The sequence below is a fragment of the Paracoccus sp. S-4012 genome (genome assembly GCF_009674885.1).
In the GTDB taxonomy this organism is placed as follows: Bacteria; Pseudomonadota; Alphaproteobacteria; order Rhodobacterales; family Rhodobacteraceae; genus Paracoccus.
In genome coordinates this window covers 22,543-45,724 of record NZ_WKKA01000009.1, presented here as the reverse complement: position 1 = coordinate 45,724, position 23,182 = coordinate 22,543, and the positions used below count along the sequence as shown (strand labels likewise).

General features: G+C 70.1%; 19 protein-coding genes. 9 read left to right on the top strand and 10 right to left on the bottom strand.

Translation table 11 applies throughout. The features are described from left to right. Nucleotides 1–53: 53 nt before the first annotated feature. The 5 genes from GI374_RS12715 to GI374_RS12695 all read right to left on the bottom strand — a co-directional run bounded on the left by GI374_RS12715 (nt 54) and on the right by GI374_RS12695 (nt 5,294). The gene (locus tag GI374_RS12715; protein WP_154337454.1) at nt 54–1,394 is read right to left on the bottom strand and encodes a branched-chain amino acid ABC transporter permease; all 1,341 of its coding nucleotides are present in this window, start codon (nt 1,392–1,394) and stop codon (nt 54–56) included. 12 nt (nt 1,395–1,406) lie between these two features. Next, on the bottom strand, nt 1,407–2,408 hold the full coding sequence (locus GI374_RS12710) for a branched-chain amino acid ABC transporter permease (protein WP_154337453.1): 1,002 nt from the start codon (nt 2,406–2,408) through the stop codon (nt 1,407–1,409). Nucleotides 2,409–2,439: 31 nt separating this feature from the next. Beyond that, complete coding sequence (locus GI374_RS12705) at nt 2,440–3,126, bottom strand: ABC transporter ATP-binding protein (RefSeq protein WP_154337499.1); 687 nt, start codon at nt 3,124–3,126, stop codon at nt 2,440–2,442. Nucleotides 3,127–3,152: 26 nt separating this feature from the next. Then, complete coding sequence (locus GI374_RS12700) at nt 3,153–4,013, bottom strand: ABC transporter ATP-binding protein (RefSeq protein WP_154337452.1); 861 nt, start codon at nt 4,011–4,013, stop codon at nt 3,153–3,155. 99 nt (nt 4,014–4,112) lie between these two features. After that, nucleotides 4,113–5,294 (bottom strand): ABC transporter substrate-binding protein, encoded by a 1,182-nt coding sequence (locus GI374_RS12695; protein WP_154337451.1) that lies wholly within the window; start codon nt 5,292–5,294, stop codon nt 4,113–4,115. Nucleotides 5,295–5,500: 206 nt separating this feature from the next. On the opposite strand from GI374_RS12695, the gene GI374_RS12690 reads away from it, so the two are divergent. Both GI374_RS12690 and GI374_RS12685 read left to right on the top strand, forming a co-directional pair. Then, nucleotides 5,501–6,895, top strand: coding sequence for a cytochrome B6 (locus GI374_RS12690; protein ID WP_154337450.1), 1,395 nt, complete (start codon nt 5,501–5,503; stop codon nt 6,893–6,895). A 14-nt stretch (nt 6,896–6,909) separates the two neighbouring features. Next, a complete protein-coding gene (locus tag GI374_RS12685; protein WP_154337449.1) occupies nt 6,910–7,695 on the top strand; it encodes a DUF4142 domain-containing protein in 786 nt (261 codons plus the stop codon). A gap of 7 nt (nt 7,696–7,702) precedes the next feature. On the opposite strand, the gene GI374_RS12680 is transcribed toward GI374_RS12685, so the two are convergent. Further along, on the bottom strand, nt 7,703–8,731 hold the full coding sequence (locus GI374_RS12680; RefSeq protein ID WP_154337448.1) for a GlxA family transcriptional regulator: 1,029 nt from the start codon (nt 8,729–8,731) through the stop codon (nt 7,703–7,705). Nucleotides 8,732–8,852: 121 nt separating this feature from the next. On the opposite strand from GI374_RS12680, the gene GI374_RS12675 reads away from it, so the two are divergent. Then, on the top strand, nt 8,853–10,265 hold the full coding sequence (locus GI374_RS12675; RefSeq protein ID WP_154337447.1) for a class II 3-deoxy-7-phosphoheptulonate synthase: 1,413 nt from the start codon (nt 8,853–8,855) through the stop codon (nt 10,263–10,265). Between the two features lie 12 nt (nt 10,266–10,277). Here GI374_RS12675 and GI374_RS12670 read toward each other — a convergent pair whose 3' ends face one another. Beyond that, complete coding sequence (locus tag GI374_RS12670) at nt 10,278–11,060, bottom strand: PAS domain-containing protein (protein ID WP_154337446.1); 783 nt, start codon at nt 11,058–11,060, stop codon at nt 10,278–10,280. Between the two features lie 198 nt (nt 11,061–11,258). Here GI374_RS12670 and gmk point away from each other — a divergent pair, with 198 nt between their 5' ends. Genes gmk through GI374_RS12655 form a run of 3 tightly spaced genes read left to right on the top strand, consistent with a single transcriptional unit; the run spans nt 11,259 to nt 13,467 of the window. After that, entirely contained in the window at nt 11,259–11,891 is a 633-nt protein-coding gene (gene gmk, locus GI374_RS12665; protein ID WP_154337445.1) for a guanylate kinase, read from the top strand. After that, on the top strand, nt 11,888–12,412 hold the full coding sequence (locus tag GI374_RS12660; RefSeq protein WP_154337444.1) for a gamma carbonic anhydrase family protein: 525 nt from the start codon (nt 11,888–11,890) through the stop codon (nt 12,410–12,412). The genes gmk and GI374_RS12660 overlap by 4 nt, the downstream gene beginning before the upstream one ends. 32 nt (nt 12,413–12,444) lie before the next feature. Then, complete coding sequence (locus GI374_RS12655) at nt 12,445–13,467, top strand: ATP-binding protein (protein WP_154337443.1); 1,023 nt, start codon at nt 12,445–12,447, stop codon at nt 13,465–13,467. Between the two features lie 50 nt (nt 13,468–13,517). On the opposite strand, the gene GI374_RS12650 is transcribed toward GI374_RS12655, so the two are convergent. The 3 genes from GI374_RS12650 to GI374_RS12640 all read right to left on the bottom strand — a co-directional run bounded on the left by GI374_RS12650 (nt 13,518) and on the right by GI374_RS12640 (nt 18,145). Further along, on the bottom strand, nt 13,518–14,687 hold the full coding sequence (locus tag GI374_RS12650; RefSeq protein ID WP_154337442.1) for a zinc-dependent alcohol dehydrogenase: 1,170 nt from the start codon (nt 14,685–14,687) through the stop codon (nt 13,518–13,520). 67 nt (nt 14,688–14,754) lie between these two features. After that, nucleotides 14,755–16,950 (bottom strand): phosphoribosylformylglycinamidine synthase subunit PurL, encoded by a 2,196-nt coding sequence (gene purL, locus GI374_RS12645; protein ID WP_154337441.1) that lies wholly within the window; start codon nt 16,948–16,950, stop codon nt 14,755–14,757. A 247-nt stretch (nt 16,951–17,197) separates the two neighbouring features. After that, a complete protein-coding gene (locus GI374_RS12640) occupies nt 17,198–18,145 on the bottom strand; it encodes a LysR family transcriptional regulator (protein WP_370515328.1) in 948 nt (315 codons plus the stop codon). A gap of 143 nt (nt 18,146–18,288) precedes the next feature. Here GI374_RS12640 and GI374_RS12635 point away from each other — a divergent pair, with 143 nt between their 5' ends. From GI374_RS12635 to ccmE, 3 genes are all read left to right on the top strand, one after another. Beyond that, on the top strand, nt 18,289–21,708 hold the full coding sequence (locus tag GI374_RS12635; RefSeq protein WP_154337440.1) for an indolepyruvate ferredoxin oxidoreductase family protein: 3,420 nt from the start codon (nt 18,289–18,291) through the stop codon (nt 21,706–21,708). 137 nt (nt 21,709–21,845) lie between these two features. Next, entirely contained in the window at nt 21,846–22,658 is an 813-nt protein-coding gene (locus GI374_RS12630; RefSeq protein WP_154337439.1) for a glutamate racemase, read from the top strand. 18 nt (nt 22,659–22,676) lie between these two features. After that, on the top strand, nt 22,677–23,132 hold the full coding sequence (gene ccmE, locus GI374_RS12625; protein ID WP_154337438.1) for a cytochrome c maturation protein CcmE: 456 nt from the start codon (nt 22,677–22,679) through the stop codon (nt 23,130–23,132). Nucleotides 23,133–23,182 lie beyond the last annotated feature (50 nt).

Here is a 23,182-nt window from a genome sequence, read left to right as displayed (position 1 = left end):
ACGCATGCCGCCCTCCCGTCACGCGCTCGAAAGCCGCGTTGCTCCGCACCGCCTCACCGCTCCGGCACCAACCCCCGCGGCGCGAATCGCAGGACCAGCAGCAGGATCAGCCCCATCACGATGAACCGCATATGCGGCGCTGACCCCAGCAGGTGGTTGCGCAGGTCTCCCGGAGGCAGCGGCGCCGTCAGTACGCCCATCAGCGCCGGGCCCCACACCTCGACCTTGATCCACAGGAACCAGATCAGCAGCGCCCCCAGCACCGCGCCCCAGTTGTTGCCCGAGCCGCCGACGATCACCATCACCCAGATCAGGAACGTATAGCGCAGCGGCGCGAAGGCGGTCGGGTTCAGGATGCCGTCATAGGTCACCAGCATCGCCCCCGAGAGGCCGACGACCGCGCAGCCGATCACGAAGACCTGCAGGTGCCGCGCGGTCACGTTCTTGCCCATGGCGCCCGCCGCGACCTCGTTGTCGCGGATGGCGCGCATCATGCGGCCCCAGGGCGAGTTCAGCGCCAGCTGCGCCAGCAGGATCACCGCCAGAAGAACCGCCGTGAAGAGGCTCGCATAGCCGATCTTCACCCAGACCCCCGACGCCTCGGCCACGCTCATGCCGAGGCGATTGGCGAGTTCCGGGAATTCCGGGTGGTTCTGGAGGTCGAGTTCGTAGGGCACCGGGCGCGGGATGCCCGACATGTTCTTCACGCCCCGTGCGATCCAGTCCTCGTTCTTCACGACGGCAACGATGATCTCGCCGATGCCGAGGGTGGCAATGGCGAGGTAGTCCGAGCGCAGGCCGAGGGCGACCTTGCCGACCGCCCAGGCGGCGGCGGCGGCGAGGGCGGCGCCCACCGGCCAGCTGAGCAGCACCGGCCAGCCGAGGCCGCCGATGTTGCCGTAGCTCGCGGCGTTGTTGGCCTCGATCGCCGTCACTGCCGGGTCGAAGGCCCAGCGGAAGAGGACGAAGCCGGCGATCAGGATCGCGCCCACGGCCACGCCCCGCCATGCCCCCGTGCGCGGCCAGACCCAGGCGGCAAGCGCGAGCGTCCCCAGCCCGAGCGCGAGCGCGAAAAGGAGCCGCGTCCCGCCCGCATCCCACGCCCCCGGCACCGGCGCGGTCGAGATCAGCACCGGCGCAAGCGCGCCGAGCGCCATGAAGCCCACGATGCCGGCGTTGAAGAGACCGGCATAGCCCCACATCATGTTGACCCCGAGCGCGGTCACGGCCGAGATCAGCCCGAGGTTCAGGATGCCGAGCGCCGTGTTCCACGAGCCGGAGAACAGCGCGTTGCGCGTGGTGCCCTCGAGGATCACGAGGACGGCGACCGCGGCGAAGAGGAGCGGCGCGCGCCACGGGCTCGCGCGCTCGGCCTGGCGGGTGGCGGTGGACATGGGCGGCCTCCCTCAGACGCTCTTGCCGCGGAACAGCCCGGTCGGGCGGAACAGCAGCACCACGATCAGGATCACGAAGCTGACGGCGAACTTGTATTCGGTCGAGAGCAGCTGCATCAGCCCGTCCGACTCCCAGCCGAGATAGGCGGCGATCTTGCGCCAGGGATAGGTGACGGCGACCTCGGAGAAGGCGACGATGAAGCCCCCGGCGATGGCGCCCAGGGGGTTGCCGAGGCCGCCCACGATGGCGGCGGCGAAGATCGGCAGCAGGATCTGGAAATAAGTGAAGGCGCGGAATGACTTGTCGAGGCCGTAGAGGGTGCCCGCAAGCGTCGCGAGCGCGGCGGCGATGATCCAGGTCTGGCGCACCACGCGCTCGGGGTCGATGCCGGAGAGGAGCGCCAGATCCTCGTTGTCGGAATAGGCCCGCATCGCCTTGCCCGAGCGGGTGCGGTTCAGGAACCAGAACAGCCAGGCCACCGTGAGCGCCGCGGCCGCCACGGTGATGACCTGCGTGCCACGCAGGGCCAGCCCCTCCTCGAGGCCGGTCCAGCGACGGAAATCGGCCACGCCGATGATGAAGCGGGCGCCGTCGTCGAAGCGGATCTCGTCCACGCCGATCACGAGGCGGGTGAGGCCGTTCATGATGAACATGACGCCGACCGAGGCCATCACGAAGATGATCGGCGCGGCGCGCTTGCGGCGGTAAAAGCGGTAGACCACGCGGTCGGTCCCCAGCATCAGCAGCGCCGTCAGGGCGATTGCCACCGGCAGCGCCAGCAGCGCGGTCGGCAGCGGCGTCAGCGCGATCCCGAGGCCCTGCAGCCCCCAGGTCAGCAGGATCACCATGGCCGTGCCGAAGGCCATGGTGTCGCCATGCGCGAAGTTGGAGAAGCGCAGGATGCCGTAGATCAGCGTCACCCCGAGCGCGCCGAGCGCCAGCTGCGCGCCATAGGCGGTGGCCGGGATTACGACGAAGTTCAGCACCGCGACGAGGGCGTTCAGCAGGTCCATGCGGGGCCTTTCAGCGGGGCAGGGGGCACCGTCAGCCCCCCAGGAAGGTGCGCCGCACCTCGGAATCGGCCAGAAGCTCGGCCCCGGTGCCGGTGTAGCGGTTGGCGCCCTGCACGAGGACATAGCCGATATCGGCGATCTCGAGGGCCTGCCGCGCGTTCTGCTCGACCATCAGGATCGAGATGCCGCTGCGAGCGATCTCGATGATGCGGTCGAAAAGCTCGTCCATGACGATCGGCGAGACGCCTGCGGTCGGCTCGTCCAGCATCAGCAATTGCGGCTTGGTCATCAGCGCGCGACCGACCGCGACCTGCTGGCGCTGCCCGCCGGAAAGCTCGCCCGCCGGCTGGCGGCGCTTGTCGGCGAGGACCGGGAACAGGGTCAGGACCTGATCCATCGTCCGGGCGATGCCGTCATCGTCGTCGCGGATGAAGGCCCCCATCTCCAGATTCTCGGCGACCGTCATCGACGGAAAGACGTTGTGGGTCTGCGGCACGAAACCCATGCCGCGCCGCACCCGCTCCTGCGGCGAGAGGGCGCCGATGTCCTCCCCGTCGAGGGTCACGCGCCCCTCGCGCAGCGGCAGCATCCCGAACACCGCCTTCATCGCGGTGGACTTGCCGGCGCCGTTCGGGCCGACGATCACCGCGATCTGGCCGCGCTCCACCGTGAGGGTGCAGTCATGCAGGATGTCGGCCTTGCCGTAGCCACCAGTCATGCCGGTCGCGGCGAGATAGGGGGCGCTCACAGGGGTCCCCCCGCCGCCGCTTCGTCGCCAAAGCCCGGCTGCGCGCCGTGGCTCTCGGCCAAGGCGTTCTCCTTGGCCGCCTCGGCCTTGACCTTGTTCTTCAGCCCCCGGCCCAGATAGGCCTCGATCACCGCCTCGTTCTGCATGATCTGGTCGGCCGAACCCTCGGCCAGCACCCGGCCCTCGGCCATGACCACGACCGGATCACAGAGGCGGCCGATGAAGTCCATGTCGTGCTCGATCACGCAGAAGGTGTAGCCGCGCTCGCGGTTCAGGCGCGTGATCGCGTCGCCGATGGTACCGAGCAGCGTGCGGTTCACCCCCGCGCCGACCTCGTCGAGGAACACCACCTTGGCGTCCACCATCATCGTCCGGCCCAGTTCCAGCAGCTTCTTCTGCCCGCCGCTGAGGTTCCCCGCCTTCTCATGCGTCAGGTGGCGGATCGTCAGGAAATCCAGCACCTCGTCGGCGCGCTTGCGGATCGCCGCTTCCTCCTCGCGGATCTGGCCGCGCTTGAGCCAGGCGCCCCAGAGGCTCTCGCCGGTCTGGTTGCCGGGCACCATCATCAGGTTCTCGCGCACCGTCATCGAGGCGAACTCATGCGCCAACTGGAACGTCCGCAGCAGCCCCCTGTGGAAAAGCTCGTGCGGGGGCAGGCCGGTGATGTCCTCGCCGTCCATCGTGACGCGGCCGGAAGTCGGTTCAAGAACCCCGGCAATCACGTTGAAAAGGGTGGATTTTCCGGCGCCGTTGGGGCCGATCAGCCCGGTGATCGACCCGGTCTCGATCGCCAGGCTGGCGCCGTCCACGGCGCGGAAGCCGCCGAAATGCTTGTGCAGGTCCTCGACCCGGATCATGCCTTCCCTGTCCTTGTCACCGCCTCTTCTGCGGGCGGTTCTTATGGGGCGCGGACCGGCGCCGCGGATGGCGCCGGTCCGGCCGTGGTCATGCGGCCGTCAGTGGAACTTCACCGCGTTCAGCGTGCCGCCCTTGAAGTCCACCTCGCGGTAGATTCCGGCGCTTTCGCCCGGCTCGACCAGCTCGACCCCGGTGGCGCCGTCGAAGTCGATGTCCTCGCCCGCGGCCAGCAGCTCCAGCCCGCGCGCCAGCTGGCCGGGCAGGATCTTCTCGCCCGGCGCGTTGGCGACGTCCATCACCTTGTCCTTGTAGACCTTCGGATCCGACGTCCCGGCCGCCTGCATGGCGAGCGCGATCAGCGAGGCCGCGTCATAGGCCTCGGCGGCGAAGGCCGAGCTGCCCTCGAAGTCCGCATCCGAGGCCAGTTTCAGGAAGGTGTCGCGACCCTCGCCCTCCGAGGAGGGGTTCTGGCCGAAGCTGGTCTCGAGCTCGGTGCCGAAACGGTCCACGAGCGGCTGGCCGACCATGCCGTCCGGGAAGACGAAGGTGTCGAAGGCGCCGCTGTCGAGGGCCGCCCGCACCACGCCCGAGCCGCCCTGATCGACATAGCCCGCCACGACGAGCGCATCGCCCCCGGCGGCGTCGAGCGCCGCGACCTCGGCCGAATAGTCGCCCTTGCCGTCCTCATGCGCGGCCGAGATGGTGACGGTGCCGCCCTTCTCCTCGAAGGCCTGCTGGAAGCTCTCGGCCAGACCCTTGCCGTAGTCGTTGTTGGTGTAGGTCACGGCGACGTTGTCGATGCCGCGCTCGAGGATGATATCCGCCATCACCTCGCCCTGGCGGGCGTCCGACGGCGAGGTGCGGAAGAAGAAGCCGCGGTCGTCGATGGTGGAGAGCGCGGGCGAGGTGGCCGAGGGCGAGATCATCACGATGCCCTGCGGGACGCCGACGGCCTCGAGGCTGGCGATCGTCTCGCCCGAGCACATGCCGCCCACGATGCCCTTGACGCCTTCGGAGGCCAGCCGCTCGACTGCGGCGACCGAGGCTGAGGCGTCGGCGCAGGTGTTGTCGGCGGGCACCGGAACCAGCGTCGAGCCGTCGAGCAGCAGGCCCGAGGCATTCACCTCGTCCATGGCGAGGACGGCGCCGTTCTCGATGTCAGGCGCCATCGACTCCAGCGGGCCGGTATAGCCCATCGAGATGCCGACCTTGATCTCCTCGGCGCCCGCGGCACCGGCGACGAGCGCGGTGGCGGCGGTCGCCAGCAGCAGTTTCTTCATGTCTCACTCCCTGAGTTGGACCGTTGTCCTGGGCGGCAAACTAGAGAGGCCGCGCGAAAAAAGAAAGCGCCACGCGGGGTTCGTGTCGCCGGGTCAGCCTGCCTGACGGGCGCAACAAATACCGCTGCTCACGGAACCTCGCGGCGGCGTGATCGTTGCCCCCCGGACGCCGCGCCCCAAGCGGCCATCACCGCCGGAGGCCGCCCATGTCCCGCGTCGTGACCGCAGCGCTCAGCTCTGCCTTGGCCCTCGCCACCGCAACGCCGCTCGCCTCGGACCCGCTGCCGCCCACCACGAACTTCCGCCAGCTTCCGACCATGCCCTTCTCGCGGGTGATGGAGCTGGACGCGGCGCAGAAGCCCGCGGTGATGCAGCGCCAGCTCGACATGCTGGAGGCGCGCTACGACCTCGCCGACCGGCCGATGGACGGCGTGATGATGACCGGCGGCCTTCGCGCGGTGCAGGACGGCGTCCGCGTCCGCCTGCCCGAGGGCCAGACCTGGGACAGCCTAGCAGCCATGACTCCCGCGGAGATCCGCGACGCCGACCTGCTGCCCGACGGCTTCAAGCCGCTGCCGCATGTCAAGCAGGCCAACAGCGGACAGGTCTTCCCCCAGTTCGTCATCGACGAGATCGACCGGCAGGAGGGGCGCGATCTCACCCGCTTCGACGTCGACTTCGACCTGCCTGCACATCTGCTGCCCGAGTTTCCGCCGCCGATCTTCCTGACCACGCAGCCGCATCTGGGCGATGTCTCGCGCGGGCAGCTGCTGACGCTGGCCAATCACTACGAGATCATGAACGGGTTGCTGACGCCGGTGCAGATGGAGGGCCTGCGCATCCTGCTCACGCCCTTCCCGCAGGAGGAGTTCAACCAGACCGAGGACCGCAAGACGGCCGAGCAGCATCGCGGCATCGCCTGCCTCGACTGCCACTCGAACTTCAGCACCAATGCGGGCTTCCATCACACCCCCGATGTGCGGCCGCAGGCGGCGCGCTTCCGGCTCGACAGCCCGGCACTGCGCGGCATGTTCAACCAGCAGATCCACGGCTCGAAGCGGTCGCTGCGCTCGATCGAGGATTTCACCGAATTCGAGCAGCACACCGCCTATTTCAACGGCGACCACGTGAGCGCGGCGCGCAAGGGCGAGCACGTCCCCGACCGCTCGCACAAGGTCGCCTTCATGGCGCAGATGCAGAACATCATCGACTTTCCGCCGGCGCCGAAGCTGGACCCGCTCGGCCGGCTCGACGCGGACCTCGCCACCGAGCAGGAGCTGCTGGGGGAGCAGGTGTTCAACGGCAAGGGCCAGTGCGCGGTGTGCCACATCCCGCAGACGGCCTTCATGGACCAGCAGATGCACGACCTGAAGCTCGAGCGGTTCTACGCGCCGGGCGAGGTGGTCAACGACTTCGTCCTGCTGCCGGACGGTCCGGTCAAGACCTTCACGCTGCGCGGCATCAAGGACACGCCGCCCTACCTGCATGACGGGCGGCTGATGACGCTGGCGGACACGGTGGAGTTCTTCAACCTCGTCCTGCACACGCAGCTGACGCAGGACGAGAAGGACGCCCTCGTCGCCTACATGCTCACCCTCTGACCCGGAGGCCGCCGATGCGCGCCGCTGCCCTCGCCCTTGCCCTCGCCGCCGCACCCGCGCCCGGCCTCGCCCAGATGGGCAATCCCGGCTTCATGGCCCCCGACACGCGCTTCGACGCGCAGGGGATGCCGGAGCCGGGGCAGACGAACCCCAATGACATCCTCTTTGCACAACTCGCGGCCGAGGGCGGCATGGCGGAGGTGGCCCTGAGCGAACTGGCCGAGGGGCGGGCCCAGGCCGAGGCGGTGACAGCCTTCGCCGCGCGCATGATCGAGGACCACACGGCGGCCAACGAGCGCCTGGCCGGGCTTGCCGAGGCGGCTGACATCCCGCTGCCCGAGGCGCTGAACGCCGAGCACAAGGCGATCCGGGGGACGCTCGAGGGGCTCGAGGGCGCGGCCTTCGACATCGCCTACATGCGCGGACAGGTCGTGGATCACCAGAAGGCCGCGACCCTGATGGTGTGGGAGATCGCTGACGGTCAGGAGGCCGGGTTGCAGGGCTTCGCTTCCGAGACGCTCCCCGTGATCCTCCGTCATCTGGAGGAGGCGCGGGCGATCGTGGCGGACCTGTCGGCGCAGCCCGAGATCGCGGCGGTGTCGCCCGAGACGATCGGCATTGCCCCGTCCGCAACGGCGGCCGGCTGGGAGGGGGAAGGGGTCACGTCGCCCGGAGACGAGACCGCCAACCCGGCGGCTCCGTCGCCCCCGCCCCCGGCCGGAGCCGGGGCGGCTCCCGCGGACGAGCCTGCGGGCGAGGGCGCGACCCCGGCCGAGGCTGAGACAGCCCCCGCCGAGTGACCCGCCTTCAGCGCGTCGCATCCTCCGCCTGACCGCCCGTCCCGCGCTCGCGATAGGGCGTCGCGCCATATTGCGCCCGGTAGCATTTCGAGAAATGCGATGGGCTCGAGAACCCGCAGGCGAGGGCCACCTCGATCACGCTCATAGGCGTCTGCATCAGCAGGTTGCGCGCGCGGGCAAGCCGCGTCTCCATGTAGTATTTCTTCGGGCTGCGGCCGAGATAGCGGCGGAACAGCCGCTCGAGCTGGCGGGTGGACATGCCCGTTTCCTCGGCGAGGTCGGCGGGGCTGACCGGCTCCTCCACCGTTTCCTCCATCCGCGCGATCACCTGCGCGAGGCGCGGGTGCCGCACGCCGATCCGCGCCGGGATCGAGAGCCTCTGGCTGTCGCGGCCGGTGCGGATGTTGGTGTAGATCAGCTGGTCGGCCACCGTCGCGGCAAGCGCGTCGCCATGCTCGGCGGCGATGATCCCCAGCATCAGGTCGATGGACGACGTCCCGCCCGCCGCCGTCAGCCGGCTGCCTTCCTGCACGAAGATCGCGCGCACGAGGTCCACCTCGGGGAACGCCTCCGCGAAACCGTCATGGTTCTCCCAGTGGATCGTCGCCTTCCGCCCGTCGAGCAGCCCGGCCGCCGCCACCACCCAGGCCCCGGTGCAGAGGCCGCCGACCGCGACCCCGCGCCGCCCTTCGCGCCGCAGCCAGTTCAGCACCGGGCGGCTGGCGGCGCGGGTGATGTCGAGGCCGCCGCAGACGAGGATGGTGTCGCCCGCGCGCAGTTCCTCGAGGCCGCCGTCGAGCGCGATCCGCGCGCCGTTCGAGCAGGTGGCCGAGGCCGCCCCCTCGCCGGTGTAACCCTCGCCCAGCAGCCGCCATTCGTAGAGGCTGCGCCCGGCGGCGTAATTGGCCAGCCGCAACGGCTCGATCGCGCCTGCGAAGCTCATCATGGTGAAGCGGGGCAGCAGCAGGAAGCAGAAACGCCGCGCCTTCGCGTCTCCCGATGGGGCCGGCGGTCTCGGCGGCGGGGCGGCGGGCATGTCGGGGCTCCGGTCGGAATGTCGCGCGGCAGATCATCAGGGAACGCGGGGGGCCGCAAGGCTTTCCCTTGCGCGCGGCCGGGCCTATGTAACGGCACTCGCACCCGATGGAGGAGCCGTCATGGCCCAGGATGCCCGCACCGCCCCGACCCCCGCCCGCCCGGCCTGGGACAAGGCCGGCTGGCGTGCCTGCCCGCGCGTGCAGATGCCCGACTATCCCGACCCGGCCGCCGTCGCCGCCGTCGAGGCGCAGCTTGGCCGCTATCCGCCGCTGGTCTTCGCGGGCGAGGTCCGCCGCCTGAAGGCCGAGCTTGCCCGGGTCGGCGCGGGGCAGGCGTTCCTCCTGCAAGGCGGCGACTGCGCGGAGAGCTTCGCCGAGTTCTCGGCCGACAACATCCGCGACACCTTCAAGGTGCTGCTGCAGATGGCCGTGGTCCTGACCTGGGGCGCGCAGCTGCCGGTGGTCAAGCTCGGGCGCATGGCGGGGCAGTTCGCCAAGCCTCGCTCGGCCCCGACCGAGGTGGTCGGCGGCCAGGAGCTGCCCAGCTACCGCGGCGACATCATCAACGGCTTCGACTTCACCCCCGAGGCCCGCATCCCAGACCCGGCGCGGATGCTGCAGGCCTACACGCAGGCGGCGGCGTCGCTGAACCTGCTGCGCGCCTTCTCGACCGGCGGCTATGCCGATATCCACCGCGTCTCCAGCTGGATCGCGGGCTTCGCCGAGGGGCCGGAGGCCGAGCGCTACCGCGGCATCGCCGACCGCCTCTCGGACGCGATGGCCTTCATGCAGGCCGCCGGCATGACCGCCGAGACTTCGCATCAGCTTGGCACGGTGGAGTTCTACACCAGCCACGAGGCGCTCCTGCTGGAATACGAGGAGGCGCTGGCCCGGATCGACTCGACCACCGGACTGCCGGTGGCCGGCTCGGGGCACATGATCTGGATCGGCGACCGCACCCGGCAGCCGGACGGCGCGCATGTCGAGTTCTGCCGCGGCGTGCAGAACCCGATCGGCCTGAAATGCGGGCCGACGCTGACCACCGACGACTTCAAGCGGCTGCTGGCGAAGTTGAACCCCGGCAACGAGCCGGGGCGGCTGACGCTGATCGCGCGTTTCGGCGCGGGCAATGTGGGCGACCACCTGCCGCGGCTGATCCGCGTGGTGGCGGAGGAGGGGGCCGAGGTCGTCTGGACCTGCGACCCGATGCACGGCAACACCATCAAGAGCGCCTCGGGCTACAAGACCCGGCCCTTCGATTCGGTGCTGCGCGAGGTGCGCGAGTTCTTCGCCGTCCACGCGGCCGAGGGCTCGATCCCCGGCGGGGTGCATTTCGAGATGACCGGGCAGGACGTGACCGAATGCACCGGCGGCGTCCGGGCGGTCACGGACGAGGACCTGTCCTCCCGCTACCACACCGCCTGCGACCCGCGCCTGAACGCCAGCCAGTCGCTGGAACTGGCCTTCCTGGTGGCCGAGGAACTGCGCGCCCGCCGCCGGGCCGCGCCGGCCACGGCCCGCGCCGCAGTGTGAAACCCGCGGGCGTCAGCGCCCGCCAGGTATGACCCGGAACCCCGCCCGCCGCGCCGCCGCCCCGCTGCTTCCGGTGGGCGCGGGCTCCGGCGGGTCAGGCTTCGCGGCACCCCGCCGCGGCGACGGAAAGGGCACCGCGGGCGGACGCCAGACCTCCGGCGGCTCGGCAAAGCCGGGGCGGGAGGGGGTCGGCAGCAGCGTCCGCGCGCCCTCGATCACCGGGGTCAGCGCCTCGGAGACCAGATCGAACCGACGCGGCGGGCGGCCGATGCCGCCCTCGGCCACGATCGCGCCCAGGGCGCGGGTGACGTCGCCCAGGTCGGAACTCAGCGGCAGCACCAGCATCCGCGCTGGCAGCGCCGGGCGGCCGTAGGCCAGGGGCGAGAGCATCGTGAGCTCCGCGATCTGCGGCGCGGCGAAGACCGTCTCCAGCACGTCCGACAGATGCCCGCGCGAGGCCGGGTTGAACAGCGCGCAGAACGGCATCCCCCGCACCTCCATCCCCATCAGGTCGATCAGGTGCCGCCCGGCGAGGCGGAAGCGGGCCGCGCCGGGGGCGATGCGCTCGAGGATGAAGGCATGGGCGATGGCGCCGCGCAGCCCGCGCGGCTCGATATCGCCACGCTCGGGCACCGCGCGGCCGCGGCGCAACCCGTCCCAGTAGGCGCGCAGCTCGCCCAGCGTCCGCCCGGCATGGAGCGGACCCGCCTCCGAGAGCCGCACCAGTTCGGCCCCGCGCGGCGGCGCGGCACCCGCCGGCCGGGGAGGGCAGTTCATCCCGTCGTCGTCCTGCATCTCCCACCCGTCGTCAGGGTCTTTGCATGAAACTGCCGCCGCTGACGCGGGTCTTGCAAGGGGCCGTGTTGTTAAGGGTTTCTTAGCATTTTCACGGCTGCTCTCCGGCGGAGCGCGACCTTGACCCCCGGGGGCCATGCGGGCATGGAAGCCCCGGCCGGGCCGCGCCGTCCGGGCTGACGCGAGGGATTGCGGCGCATGCAGCGCACCGGGCTTCTCATCATCCTGTCATCGCCCTCGGGGGCCGGAAAATCCACGCTGGCGCGGCGGCTGATGGAGTGGGACCGGAACCTCGCCTTCTCCGTCTCCGCAACCACCCGCGCGCCGCGTCCGGGCGAGGTCGACGGCCGCGAATACTACTTCCGCACCCGCAAGGACTTCGCCGCCATGATCGAGGCGGGCGAGATGCTGGAACACGCCGAGGTCTTCGGCAACCTCTACGGCTCGCCCCGCGGTCCGATCGAGGCCGCGATCCGCGAGGGGCGCGACACGCTCTTCGACGTGGACTGGCAGGGCGGCCAGCAGATCCGCAACTCGCCGCTGGGCCAGCAGGCGGTGTCGATCTTCCTGCTGCCGCCCGCGCTGGGCGAGCTGCGCCGCCGCCTCGTCGCCCGCGGGCAGGACGCGGCCGAGGTGGTCGACATGCGGATGCGCCATTCGCGCGACGAGATCAGCCACTGGGCCGAATACGACTACGTCCTCGTCAACGACGACCTCGACGCGACCGAGCAGCGGCTGCGCGCCATCGTCACCGCCGAGCGGCTGCGGCGCAACCGCCAGACCGGCCTCGGCGGCTTCGTGAAACGGCTGATGGAGGAGGAGGACGCATGATCTGGACCCTCGACGGGGTGACCCCGCAACTCGCCGCCGACGCCTGGGCGGCACCCGACGCGCAGCTCATGGGCCGCGTCGTGCTGGAGGCGGGCGCGAGCGTCTGGTTCGGCGCCGTCCTGCGCGGCGACAACGAGGAGATCCGGCTGGGCGAGGGGTCGAACATGCAGGACCTCTGCGCCTGCCACACCGACCCCGGCTGCCCGCTGTCCATCGGCCGCGAGGTGACGGTCGGCCACCGCGCGATCCTGCACGGCTGCACCATCCATGACGGCGCGCTGATCGGCATGGGCGCGATCGTGCTGAACCGCGCGGTGATCGGCGCCGGCGCGCTGATCGGCGCCGGCGCGCTGATCCCGGAGGGCAAGGAGATCCCGCCCGGCGCGCTCGTGATGGGCAGCCCCGGCAAGGTGATCCGCATCCTCGACGCTGCGGCGCAGGCGGAGCTGCGCGAGGGCGCGCGCCGCTACCGCCGCAACGCCGCCCGCTTCCGCGCGGGCCTCAAGGCCGCCGCGGGCTGACCCGCTTGGACCATCGCGCCACAGCCCGCCTGATGCGCGCCATGCCGGTCGCGGTGCTGGCGGCGGACCGCGAGGGGCGCGTGATCGGCGCCAGCCCGGCGGCCGAGGCGCTGCTGGGCGAGCGGCTGGAGGGGCGGCCCTTCGTGACCGTGATCCGCCACCCGCTCGTGAACCACGCGCTCGATCAGGTGCTGGCCGGGGCGGGCACGGGCCCGAGGACCCTGCGTGCCATCATCTCGTCCGACGGGCAGGACCATGCCTGCGAGATCGCGGTCTCACCCCTCGACCTCGACCGAGGGCGGGGGGCAGTGATCGCGCTGCAGGACCTGACCGCGATCGAGCAGGCCGAGCAGATGCGCCGCGACTTCGTGGCCAATGTCAGCCACGAGCTGCGCACCCCCCTGACCGCGCTCATGGGCTTCATCGAGACCCTGCGCGGCCCGGCGAAGAACGATCAGGCGGCGCAGGCGCGCTTTCTCGACATCATGGAGCGCGAGACCCGGCGCATGAACCGCCTCGTGTCGGACCTGCTCTCGCTCAGCCGGGTCGAGGGCGAGGAGCGGCGCCGCCCCTCGGCCAGCGTCGATCTGGCGGGGCTGATCCGCAGCACCGTCGCCACGCTCGGGCCGACCGCGGCGGCGAAGGATGTGCAGCTGACGAGCTTCGGGGCCGAGGCGCCGGTCATGGTGCCGGGAGACGGCGACCAGCTGGTGCAGGTCCTCCACAACCTGATCGAGAACGCGGTGAAATACGGCGGCGGCGAGGTCCGCGTCACCCTGCGCCCGGTCGCCCATGAGCCGGTCCTGCGCGGCCCCGGTTGGGCGGTGGAGGTGGCCGATTCGGGCCCCGGCATCGACCCGCTGCATCTGCCCCGGCTGACCGAGCGCTTCTACCGCGTGGACACCCACCGCTCGCGCGCGCAGGGGGGGACGGGGCTCGGGCTGGCGATCGTCAAGCATATCGTCAACCGCCACCGCGGGCGGCTGAAGATCGAGAGCGAGCGTGGGAAGGGCAGCCGGTTCACCGTCATCCTGCCCGCGTCGGCGGAGCGGTAGGTACCGGGGCTGCCGCCCCGGACCCCGCGGATATTTTCAGACAGAAGAAGTCAGGGCGTCATGACGCATTTGATGCAGTCGTCCTTCTTGTCGCGGAAGGTGCGGTAGAAGCCGGGGCCGTCCTCCAGCGTGCCGCGATGGGTGATGATGAAGCTGGGGTCGATCCTGCCGGCCTCGATATGGGCGAGAAGCCGCTCCATGTAGGCGCGGGTGTGGGTCTGGCCGCCGCGCAGGGTCAGACCCTTGCCGAAGGCCGCGCCGATCGGGAACTTGTCGACGACACCCGCGTAGACACCCGGAATCGACACCGATCCGCCCTTGCGGCAGCACATGATCGCGTCGCGCAGCGCGTTCGGGCGGTCGGTCTCCTGCATCAGCGCGGTCTTTGCCCGGTCGTAGATCGCGCCGATGGTCGAGGCGCCATGCGCCTCCATGCCGACCGCATCGATGCAGCGGTTGGGCAGCTTGCCCCCGGTGAGTTCCGAAAGGCGGTCGAAGCTGTCCTCGCTGGACTGGTCGATGGTCTCGGCGCCGGCCTCACGCGCCTTGGCGAGCCGCTCAGGCTCGAAGTCCAGGGCGAAGACGCGCTCGGCCCCGAGCAGGAAGGCCGACAGGATCGCGAACTGCCCGACCGGTCCGCAGCCCCAGACGGCGACGGTGTCGCCGGGGCCAACGCCGATCTGCTCGGCAGCCTGGTAGCCGGTGGGGAAGATGTCGGTCAGGAACAGCACCCTCTCGTCGGGCACGCCCTCGGGCACCTTCACCAGCCCGACATCGGCATGGGGCACACGGACATATTCCGCCTGACCGCCGGCATAGCCCCCGAAGAGATGCGAATAGCCGAACATGCCGCCCGGCGACTGGCCATACATGGCCTCGACCTTCTCCTTGTCGCGGTTGGTGGTGTCGCAGAGCGCGAAGGCGTCCAGGCGGCAGAAGTCGCACTGACCGCAGGCGATGTTGAACGGCACGAGGACCCGGTCGCCCTGGCGGAAGCCGGTCACACCGCTTCCCACCGCGACGATCTCGCCCATGAATTCGTGCCCGAGGATGTCGCCCTTGCGCATCTCGGGGATGAAGCCGTCGTAGAGGTGCAGGTCCGAGCCGCAGATGGCGGTGGAGCTGACCTTCAGGACGATATCGCCCGGCTCCTCGATGGTCGGGTCGTCGACATTGTCCACCTGCACCTTGCCGGTGCCCTGAAAGGTGATCGCGCGCATGAAACCTCCTCCGGCTTGCCGGGGAGAACGGCGTCAGGCGGGATCGGTTGCCACGGCTTGATGGATGTCAGTGCTCGATGCCGAGTTCCGCCTCGCCCGAGCCGCTGAAGACCCTGGCTGCAAACGCGCTGCGATAGAGGTCCGACAGATCGGCGAGGTCCGCCGCGTCCTCGCCCATCTGCACCGTGAGGCCACCGAAGAGGCCGACCTGCGCCACGGGCACGCCTGCGTCCTCGCCCGCCCGCATCAGCGCCTCGGCCTCAGCCGGGTCGCAGGCGACAAGGTAGCGGGCCTGGTCCTCGCCGAAGAGTTCCGCGATGTCCTCGCTGTCGAGGCGGATGCCGATGCCCGCGGCCTCGGCCATCTCGAAGGCGGCGAGAGCGAGGCCGCCGTCGGAGAGGTCGGTCGCCGCGCGGATCAGGTTGCGGTGGGAGAGGAGGAACGCGCCATGCCGCCGCTCGGCTTCGAGGTCCACGGGCGGCGCGTCGCCAGCCTCGACCGCGAAGGCTTCGGCCGCGAGGGCGGACTGCCCGAGATGGCTGCCGGGGTGGCCGATCAGCAGGGCGACATGGCCCTCCTCCGGCAGCCCGCCAATGATCTCGTCGAGGCTCTCCAGCAGCCCGACAGCACCGATGGTCGGCGTGGGCAGGATCGCGCGGCCGTCGGTCTCGTTGTAGAGGCTGACATTGCCCGAGACGATCGGCATGTCGAGCGCGCGGCAGGCCTCGCCGATGCCGCGGATCGCGCCGACGAGCTGGCCCATGATCTCGGGCTTTTCCGGGTTGCCGAAGTTGAGGTTGTCGGTGGCGGCGAGCGGCCGCGCGCCGACTGCCACGAGGTTGCGCCACGCCTCCGCGACCGCCTGCCGACCGCCCTCGACCGAGTTCGCCCGGACATAGCGCGGCGTCACGTCCGAGGTGAAGGCGAGCGCCTTGGCCGTCCCGTGGACCCGCACGATCCCGGCGCCGAGGCCCGGCCGCCGCACCGTGTCGCCACCGACCTGGCTGTCGTATTGCTCCCAGACCCATTGCTTGCGGGCGTGGTTCGGGTTGCCGATCAACGCCCGCAGCGCCTCGACGGGGCGGATCGGGGGCAGGGCGGGCAGGGGCGCGGGGGAACCGCTCTCGACCCAGGGCCGGTCGTATTCCGGGGCCGAGGAAGACAGCTTGGACAGCGGCAGGTCGGCCTTCACCGCGTTGCCGTGCAGGATGAGGAAGCGGTCCTCAGCGATGGTCTGGCCGACGATGGCGAAGTCGAGGTCCCATTTCTCGAAGATCGCCCGCGCCTCGGCCTCCTTCTCGGGCCGCAGCACCATGAGCATCCGCTCCTGGCTCTCGCTCAGCATCATCTCGTAGGCCGTCATGGCGCGCTCGCGCACCGGCACGCGGTCGAGATCCAGGCGGATGCCCAGCCCCCCCTTGTCGCCCATCTCGACCGCCGAGCAGGTCAGCCCCGCCGCGCCCATGTCCTGGATCGAGATGACCGCGTCGGTCTCCATCAGTTCGAGGCAGGCTTCCAGCAGCCGCTTCTCGGTGAAGGGGTCGCCCACCTGCACGGTCGGGCGCTTCTCCTCGATGCTGTCGTCGAACTCCGCGGAGGCCATCGTCGCGCCGCCGACGCCGTCGCGGCCGGTCTTGGCGCCGAGATAGACGACCGGCATGCCGACGCCCGAGGCGGCCGAGTAGAAGATGCGGTCGGCCCGCGCGATGCCCGCGGCGAAGGCGTTGACGAGGCAGTTGCCGTCGTAGCTCTCGTGAAAGCGGACCTCGCCGCCGATGGTTGGCACGCCGAAGGCGTTGCCGTAGGCGCCGATCCCCTCGACCACGCCGCGCACCAGATGGGCGGTCTTGGGATGCGCGGGCCGCCCGAAGCTCAGCGCATTCATCGCCGCCATCGGCCGCGCGCCCATGGTGAACACGTCGCGCAGGATGCCGCCGACCCCGGTCGCCGCGCCCTGATGCGGCTCGATGTAGGAGGGGTGGTTGTGGCTCTCCATCTTGAAGACGCAGGCCAGCCCGTCGCCGATATCCACCACGCCCGCGTTCTCGCCCGGCCCGCAGATCACCTGCGGCCCGGTGGTCGGCAGGGTGCGGAGCCACCGCTTCGACGACTTGTAGGAGCAGTGCTCGTTCCACATGGCCGAGAAGATGCCGAGTTCGGTGAAGCTCGGCTCGCGGCCGATGATCGCGAGGATGCGCTCGTATTCGTCGGGCTTCAGCCCATGCGCGGCCACCAGTTCGGGCGTGATCTGCGGTTCCTGCATGGCGTCATCCCTCCGGGCGCGGCGATTGCGGGGCGTATAGCCGAAGGGGCCGAGCGACAGGAAGGCGGGTTGTCGCCGCCCTATCGCGGAACCCCACGACGGCGAAAAAAAAAAGCCGGGCACGAGGCCCGGCCTGAGTCCAACAGGGAGGTTGAAGGAGTGCCCGAGGGCAACGCCTTCACGGAGCCAGATAGGTTTAGGCGGCGGCGGCCGCAAGTCCGGGCGCGCTGCAGTTGCAGAATACCCGCTATGCGTGACCCGAATACCCCTCGGCCTCGGCGGCGACGCCCTCGGCAGGCAGCTGCTGTTCCAGGCGGCGGTAGGCCTGGATTTCCTCGAGAACGAAGTCGCGGAAGGCGGAGACCCGGCGCGAGCCGCGCAGCTCCTCGGGATAGGCGAGGAACACCGGCACTTCGACCGACTCGATCTCGTCGAGCACCCGCACGAGGGTGGCTGGAAAATCATGCGTCAGGTAGTCGGGCAGCAAGCCGATGCCGACATTCGACAGCACCCCCTGCAGCACGCCGAAATAATTGTTCACCATCAGCGTCGAGCGCGGGTTCTGGGCCAGCAGCGTCTGCGCCAGCCGCGCCCCGGCCGAGACCTGGGGCGTGGTCGGGTGCTGGAAGATCAGCCGGTGCGCGGCCAGATCCTCAAGCTTCCGCGGCGCGCCCGCATCGGCGAGGTAGCCGGGCGTGGCATAAAGCCGCATGCGGATGTTCAGCAGCCGCCGCCGGATCAGGTCGGACTGCGACGGCTCCTTCATGCGGATGGCAACGTCGGCCTCGCGCATGGGCAGATCCAGCACCCGCTCCTCCAGCAGGAGGTCGATCTTCAGATCGGGATAGCGCGCAAAGAGGCGGGGCAGGCGCGGCACCAGCCACATGGTGCCGAAGCCGGTGGCGGTGGTGACGCGCAGCTCGCCGAAGACATGCTCCTCGCTGTCGCGGATGCGCGCGGCCGTCTTGTCGAGCTTGGTCGACATCAGCTTCGTGGCCTCGAACAGCAGCTCGCCCTGCTCGGTCAGGATCAGCCCGCGGGCGTGGCGGTGGAAAAGGGTGGTGGCGAGCATCTCCTCGAGGCCGCGAATCTGGCGGCTCACGGCCGACTGCGACAGCTGCAACACGTCGCCGGCATGGGTCAGCGAACCGGCCTCAGCGACCGCGTGAAAGATTCGCAGCTTGTCCCAGTCCACGGCTTTGCATTCCTTGCAAATCGGCTCTGCACTCCTTGCAGGTCGTTACACGCGGCGGAAGCTTCGGGGAAGCGGCAAGTTTCCCTTTGTGCGTCAGGCTGTCTGACCTATATTGGAAGGAGGCAGACGCCGGGGAGGGCGCCATGAGCAAACACGCCGAGTTCTCGCTTGCCGACCGCTTTGACCTCGCGAAGCAGACGGTGCTTCTGAACGGCACCCAGGCCCTCGTGCGTCTGATGCTGATGCAGGCCGACCGCGACCGCGCCGCGGGGTTGAACACCGCCGGCTATGTCAGCGGCTATCGCGGCAGTCCGCTGGGCAATGTCGACCTGCAGATGATGCGTCACAAGCGCGAGCTTGAGGCGATGAACGTCACCTTCCAGCCGGGGCTGAACGAGGATCTCGCCGCCACCGCCGTCTGGGGCAGCCAGCAGGCCGAGATGCGCGGCGAGGGGAAATACGACGGGGTCTTTGCACTCTGGTACGGCAAGGGGCCGGGCGTGGACCGCTCGGGCGACGTGATGCGCCACGCGAACCTCGCGGGCACCTCGAAGCACGGCGGCGTCCTCATGGCGATGGGCGACGACCACACGGCCGAAAGCTCGACCCTGCTGCACCAGTCCGACTTCGCCATGGTCGATGCCTACATGCCGGTTTTGTCGCCGGCCGGGGTGCAGGAGATTCTCGATCTCGGCCTCTACGGCTTTGCCTTGTCGCGATATTCCGGCCTCTGGTGTGGCCTCAAGACGATGAAGGACACTGTCGAGGCGACCGCCGTGGTCAACGGAGACCCGCACCGGCTGAGCTTCGTCACGCCGGAGGATTTCCTCATGCCCGAGGGCGGGCTGACCATCCGCCTGGGCGACACGCCGGTCGTGCAGGAAGCGCGCATGATCGACTACAAGCGCTTCGCCGCCGAGGCCTTCGCCCGCGCGAACCGCATCGACCGCCGCGTCTGGGGCAAGCCCGGCGCCAGGATCGGCATCTGCGCCGCGGGCAAGAACTGGCTCGACGTGGTCCACGCGCTGTCGCTGCTCGGGATCGACGGGGCCGAGGCCGAGCGGCTGGGCGTCACCACCTACAAGATCGCGCAGACCTTCCCGCTGGACATGACCAGCTTCCACGAATGGGCCGAGGGGCTGGACCTGATCGTGGTGGTCGAGGAGAAGCGCAAGCTGATCGAGGTGCAGGTCAAGGAGGCGATCTTCGACGACCGCCGCGGCCGCCGCGTCTATGGCTGGCACAAGGGCGACACCTGGGAGCATGGCCGCAAGGTGGAGCTGTTCCCGACCCGCTACGCGCTCGACCCGGTGCTGATCGCCGAGCGGCTGGGCGACATCCTGGTCGAGGAAGGCCGCGGGACCGACCGCATACACGCCGGCCTCGACCGCATCCGCGAGGCGCGCCGGGCCGACAACGCACCCGAACTTGCCCGGCGAACCCCCTGGTTCTGCTCGGGTTGCCCGCACAACACCTCGACCCGCCTGCCCGAGGGCAGCCGCGCCTATGCCGGGATCGGCTGCCACTACATGGCGATCTGGATGGACCGCGACACCAACGGCGTGACGCAGATGGGCGGCGAGGGCGCGAACTGGATCGGCGAGGCGCCGTTCAGAACCCGCAAGCATGTTTTCCAGAACCTTGGCGACGGAACCTACAACCATTCGGGGATCCTCGCTATCCGCGCCGCGCTCGCAGCGGGGACGAACATCACCTACAAGGTGCTCTTCAACGACGCCGTCGCGATGACCGGCGGCCAGCCGAACGAGGGCGGCCTCAGCGCACCCCGCATCGCGCGCGAACTGGTGGCGATGGGTGTGGACCCGGTTGTGGTCGTCCATGACGAGAAGGAGGACGCGCCCGCCGCCGACTTCCCCGGCCTCAGGATCGAGCCGCGCGAGAACCTGATGGGGGTGCAGCGCGACCTGACCGAAGCGCCTGGCGTCAGCGCGATCCTCTACATCCAGACCTGCGCGGCCGAAAAGCGCCGCCGCCGCAAGAAGGGCGCCTTCCCCGACCCCGACCGGCGCATCTTCATCAACCCCGAGGTCTGCGAGGCCTGCGGCGACTGCTCGGTGCAGTCGAACTGCGTCTCGGTGGTGCCGCTCGACACGGCGCTCGGGCGCAAGCGCGAGATCGACCAGTCGAGCTGCAACAAGGACTACTCCTGCGTGAAGGGCTTCTGCCCCAGCTTCGTCAGCGTCTATGGCGGCAGGCCCCGCAAGCCCGAGGCGCAGGCGCTCGACCTGCCCGAGATGCCGCAGCCGGTGCTGCCTGCCATCGAAGGCACCCACAACATCGTCATCACCGGCGTCGGCGGCACCGGGGTCGTGACCATCGGCGCGGTGCTGGCGCAGGCGGCGCATATCGACGGCAAGGGCGCGGGGATGATGGAGATGGCGGGCCTCGCCCAGAAGGGTGGCGCGGTCCAGATCCACCTGCGGCTGGCCGACCGACCGGAGGACATCAGCGCCATCCGCGTGGCCGTGGGCGAGGCGGATGCGGTGATCGGCGGCGATCTGGTGGTCACCGCCGGGGCCAGGACCTTGGGGATGATGACCGAGGGCCGCACCGGCGCGGTCGTCAACGACCACGAGATCGTCACCGGCGAGTTCACCCGCAACCGCGACTTCCGCCTGCCCGCCGCGGGGCTGAAGCTCTCGCTCGAGCGGCGGCTGCGCGACCGCGTGGACTTCTTCGACGCGACCGAACTGGCGCTGAAGCTGCTGGGCGATTCGATCTATTCCAACATGATGGTCTGCGGCGCTGCCTGGCAGCGGGGGCTGATCCCGCTCTCCGAGCCCGCGATCCTCAAGGCGATCGAGATGAACGGGGCCAAAGTGGCCGAGAACAGCCGCGCCTTCCAGCTCGGCCGCTGGGCGGTGCTGCATCCGGGCGAGGCCGCGGCCATCGTCCATGCCGGGCCGGAGGCGGCGGCCGAGCCCGCCGACCCGATCGCCTATCGCGAGCAACGGCTGGTCGGCTACCAGAACGCGCGCCTCGCCCGCCGCTTCCGCAAGCTGGTCGACACGGCGCCGCCGGAGCTGCGCGAAACCGTCGCAGCAAGCTACTACAAGCTATTGGCATACAAGGACGAATACGAGGTCGCGCGGCTGCATCTCGACACCTTGCGGCGGGTCGAGGAGCAGTTCGAGGGCGACATCCGCCTCGGCTTCCACCTCGCCCCGCCGGTCCTGCCGGGGCGCGACGGGGACGGGCGGCCGAAGAAGCGCGAGTTCGGCCCCTGGATGCTGCGCGGCTTCCGGGTGCTTGCGGCGATGAAGGGTCTGCGCGGCACGCCGCTCGACCCCTTCGGCTGGTCCGCCGACCGCCGCGCCGAACGCGCCGCGATCCGCAGCTTCGAGGCCGACATGCGCGAGGTGCTTGGCGGGCTCAACCCCGCGACGATGGAGACCGCGCGCGAACTGGCGGCGCTGCCGATGGAGGTGCGCGGCTACGGCTTCATCCGCGAGGCGGCGGCGCAGAAGGCTGAGGTCCGGCGGCAGGCGTTGCTGGCGGAGTTCCGGGCAGGAGGCAGGGAGCCCGAGAGGCGGGCCGCGTAGGGTGCGTTCCATGAACGCACCACGTTGCGACGGTGACGGTGCGTGGAAACCACGCACCCGCCGCATGACCAAAATCATTCCCTTTCCGCCCTCACCGCCCTAAACCCACCCACACCACCACGGAGGGACGTGCGCGCATGGCCGTCGGCATCTTCGACTCGGGCCTCGGCGGCCTCACCGTTCTCGGTGCGATCCGTCAGCGGATGCCGCACCTGCCGCTCGTCTATCTCGGCGACAACGCCCATGCGCCCTACGGCACCCGCACCGCCGACGACATCTTCGCCCTCACCTGCGCCGCGGTCGAGCGGCTCTGGGGAGAGGGCTGCGACCTCGTCGTGCTGGCCTGCAACACCGCCTCGGCGGTGGCGCTGAAGCGCATGCAGGAGACCTGGGTGCCGCATGACAAGCGCGTCCTCGGCGTGTTCGTGCCGCTTATCGAGGCGTTGACGGAACGCCAGTGGGGCGACAATTCGCCGCCGGTCGAGGTCGCGGTGAAGCACGTCGCGCTCTTCGCCACGCCCGCCACCGTCGCCAGCCGCGCCTTCCAGCGGGAGCTCGCCTTCCGCGCCGTCGGCGTCGATGTCGAGGGCCAGCCCTGCGGCGGCGTCGTGGACGCGATCGAGCAGGGCGACGAGATCCTGGCCGAAGCCCTTGTCCGCAGCCATGTCGAGGCGCTGCTGCGCCGGATGCCGCACCCGGAGGCCGCGGTCCTCGGCTGCACGCATTTCCCGCTGATGGAGGCCGCGTTCCAATCGGCCCTCGGCCCCGGCGTCCGGGTCCTGTCGCAGCCCGCGCTTGTCGCGGCGAGCCTCGAGGACTACCTCACCCGCAGGCCCGAGTTCCGCGGCGCGGGGACGCAAAGCCGGTTCCTGACCACCGGCGATCCGGCCCGCGTCTCGGGCAAGGCGACCCAATTCCTGCGCCAGGCCACGGCCTTCGAGGCAGCCTGAAGAAAGGGCAGCAGAGCGATGAGATCACTGAAGAAGAAGCGCCGCATCCAGGTCCTGAGCGCCGCTGCCGTGGCGCTCGTCATCGCGACCGGGCTGATCGGCTACGGCTTCCGCGACGGGATCAACTTCTACCGCTCGCCCGCCCAGGTCGCCGCCGAGCCGCCGGATGCGGGCGAGGTCTTCAAGCTCGGCGGTCTTGTCGAGGAGGGCAGCATCCGCCGCGGCGAAGGCACCACCGTCACCTTCGCCGTCACCGACACCGCCGCCACCATCCCGGTCCATTTCGAGGGCATCCTGCCCGACCTCTTCGCCGAGGGGCAGGGGATGATCGGCACCGGCACGCTGCAGGACGGGGTGTTCGTGGCCAGCGAGATCCTCGCCAAGCATGACGAGAACTACATGCCCAAGGAGGTCATCGACACGCTCGAGGCCCAGGGCGTGCATGTGAACCCGGCGGCGCTGCCAAGCAGCTGACGCAACGCACGGCCCCTCAAGCCCTCGTTAACCATCAAGGCGCAGCCTCT

Coding starts and splice junctions, on each gene's coding strand:
- GI374_RS12715 (WP_154337454.1), bottom strand. CDS start 1,394: ATGTCCACCGCCACCCGCCAGGCCGAGCGCGCGAGCCCGTGGCGCGCG.
- GI374_RS12710 (WP_154337453.1), bottom strand. CDS start 2,408: ATGGACCTGCTGAACGCCCTCGTCGCGGTGCTGAACTTCGTCGTAATC.
- GI374_RS12705 (WP_154337499.1), bottom strand. CDS start 3,126: ATGACTGGTGGCTACGGCAAGGCCGACATCCTGCATGACTGCACCCTC.
- GI374_RS12700 (WP_154337452.1), bottom strand. CDS start 4,013: ATGATCCGGGTCGAGGACCTGCACAAGCATTTCGGCGGCTTCCGCGCC.
- GI374_RS12695 (WP_154337451.1), bottom strand. CDS start 5,294: ATGAAGAAACTGCTGCTGGCGACCGCCGCCACCGCGCTCGTCGCCGGT.
- GI374_RS12690 (WP_154337450.1), top strand. CDS start 5,501: ATGTCCCGCGTCGTGACCGCAGCGCTCAGCTCTGCCTTGGCCCTCGCC.
- GI374_RS12685 (WP_154337449.1), top strand. CDS start 6,910: ATGCGCGCCGCTGCCCTCGCCCTTGCCCTCGCCGCCGCACCCGCGCCC.
- GI374_RS12680 (WP_154337448.1), bottom strand. CDS start 8,731: ATGCCCGCCGCCCCGCCGCCGAGACCGCCGGCCCCATCGGGAGACGCG.
- GI374_RS12675 (WP_154337447.1), top strand. CDS start 8,853: ATGGCCCAGGATGCCCGCACCGCCCCGACCCCCGCCCGCCCGGCCTGG.
- GI374_RS12670 (WP_154337446.1), bottom strand. CDS start 11,060: ATGCAGGACGACGACGGGATGAACTGCCCTCCCCGGCCGGCGGGTGCC.
- gmk (WP_154337445.1), top strand. CDS start 11,259: ATGCAGCGCACCGGGCTTCTCATCATCCTGTCATCGCCCTCGGGGGCC.
- GI374_RS12660 (WP_154337444.1), top strand. CDS start 11,888: ATGATCTGGACCCTCGACGGGGTGACCCCGCAACTCGCCGCCGACGCC.
- GI374_RS12655 (WP_154337443.1), top strand. CDS start 12,445: ATGCGCGCCATGCCGGTCGCGGTGCTGGCGGCGGACCGCGAGGGGCGC.
- GI374_RS12650 (WP_154337442.1), bottom strand. CDS start 14,687: ATGCGCGCGATCACCTTTCAGGGCACCGGCAAGGTGCAGGTGGACAAT.
- purL (WP_154337441.1), bottom strand. CDS start 16,950: ATGCAGGAACCGCAGATCACGCCCGAACTGGTGGCCGCGCATGGGCTG.
- GI374_RS12635 (WP_154337440.1), top strand. CDS start 18,289: ATGAGCAAACACGCCGAGTTCTCGCTTGCCGACCGCTTTGACCTCGCG.
- GI374_RS12630 (WP_154337439.1), top strand. CDS start 21,846: ATGGCCGTCGGCATCTTCGACTCGGGCCTCGGCGGCCTCACCGTTCTC.
- ccmE (WP_154337438.1), top strand. CDS start 22,677: ATGAGATCACTGAAGAAGAAGCGCCGCATCCAGGTCCTGAGCGCCGCT.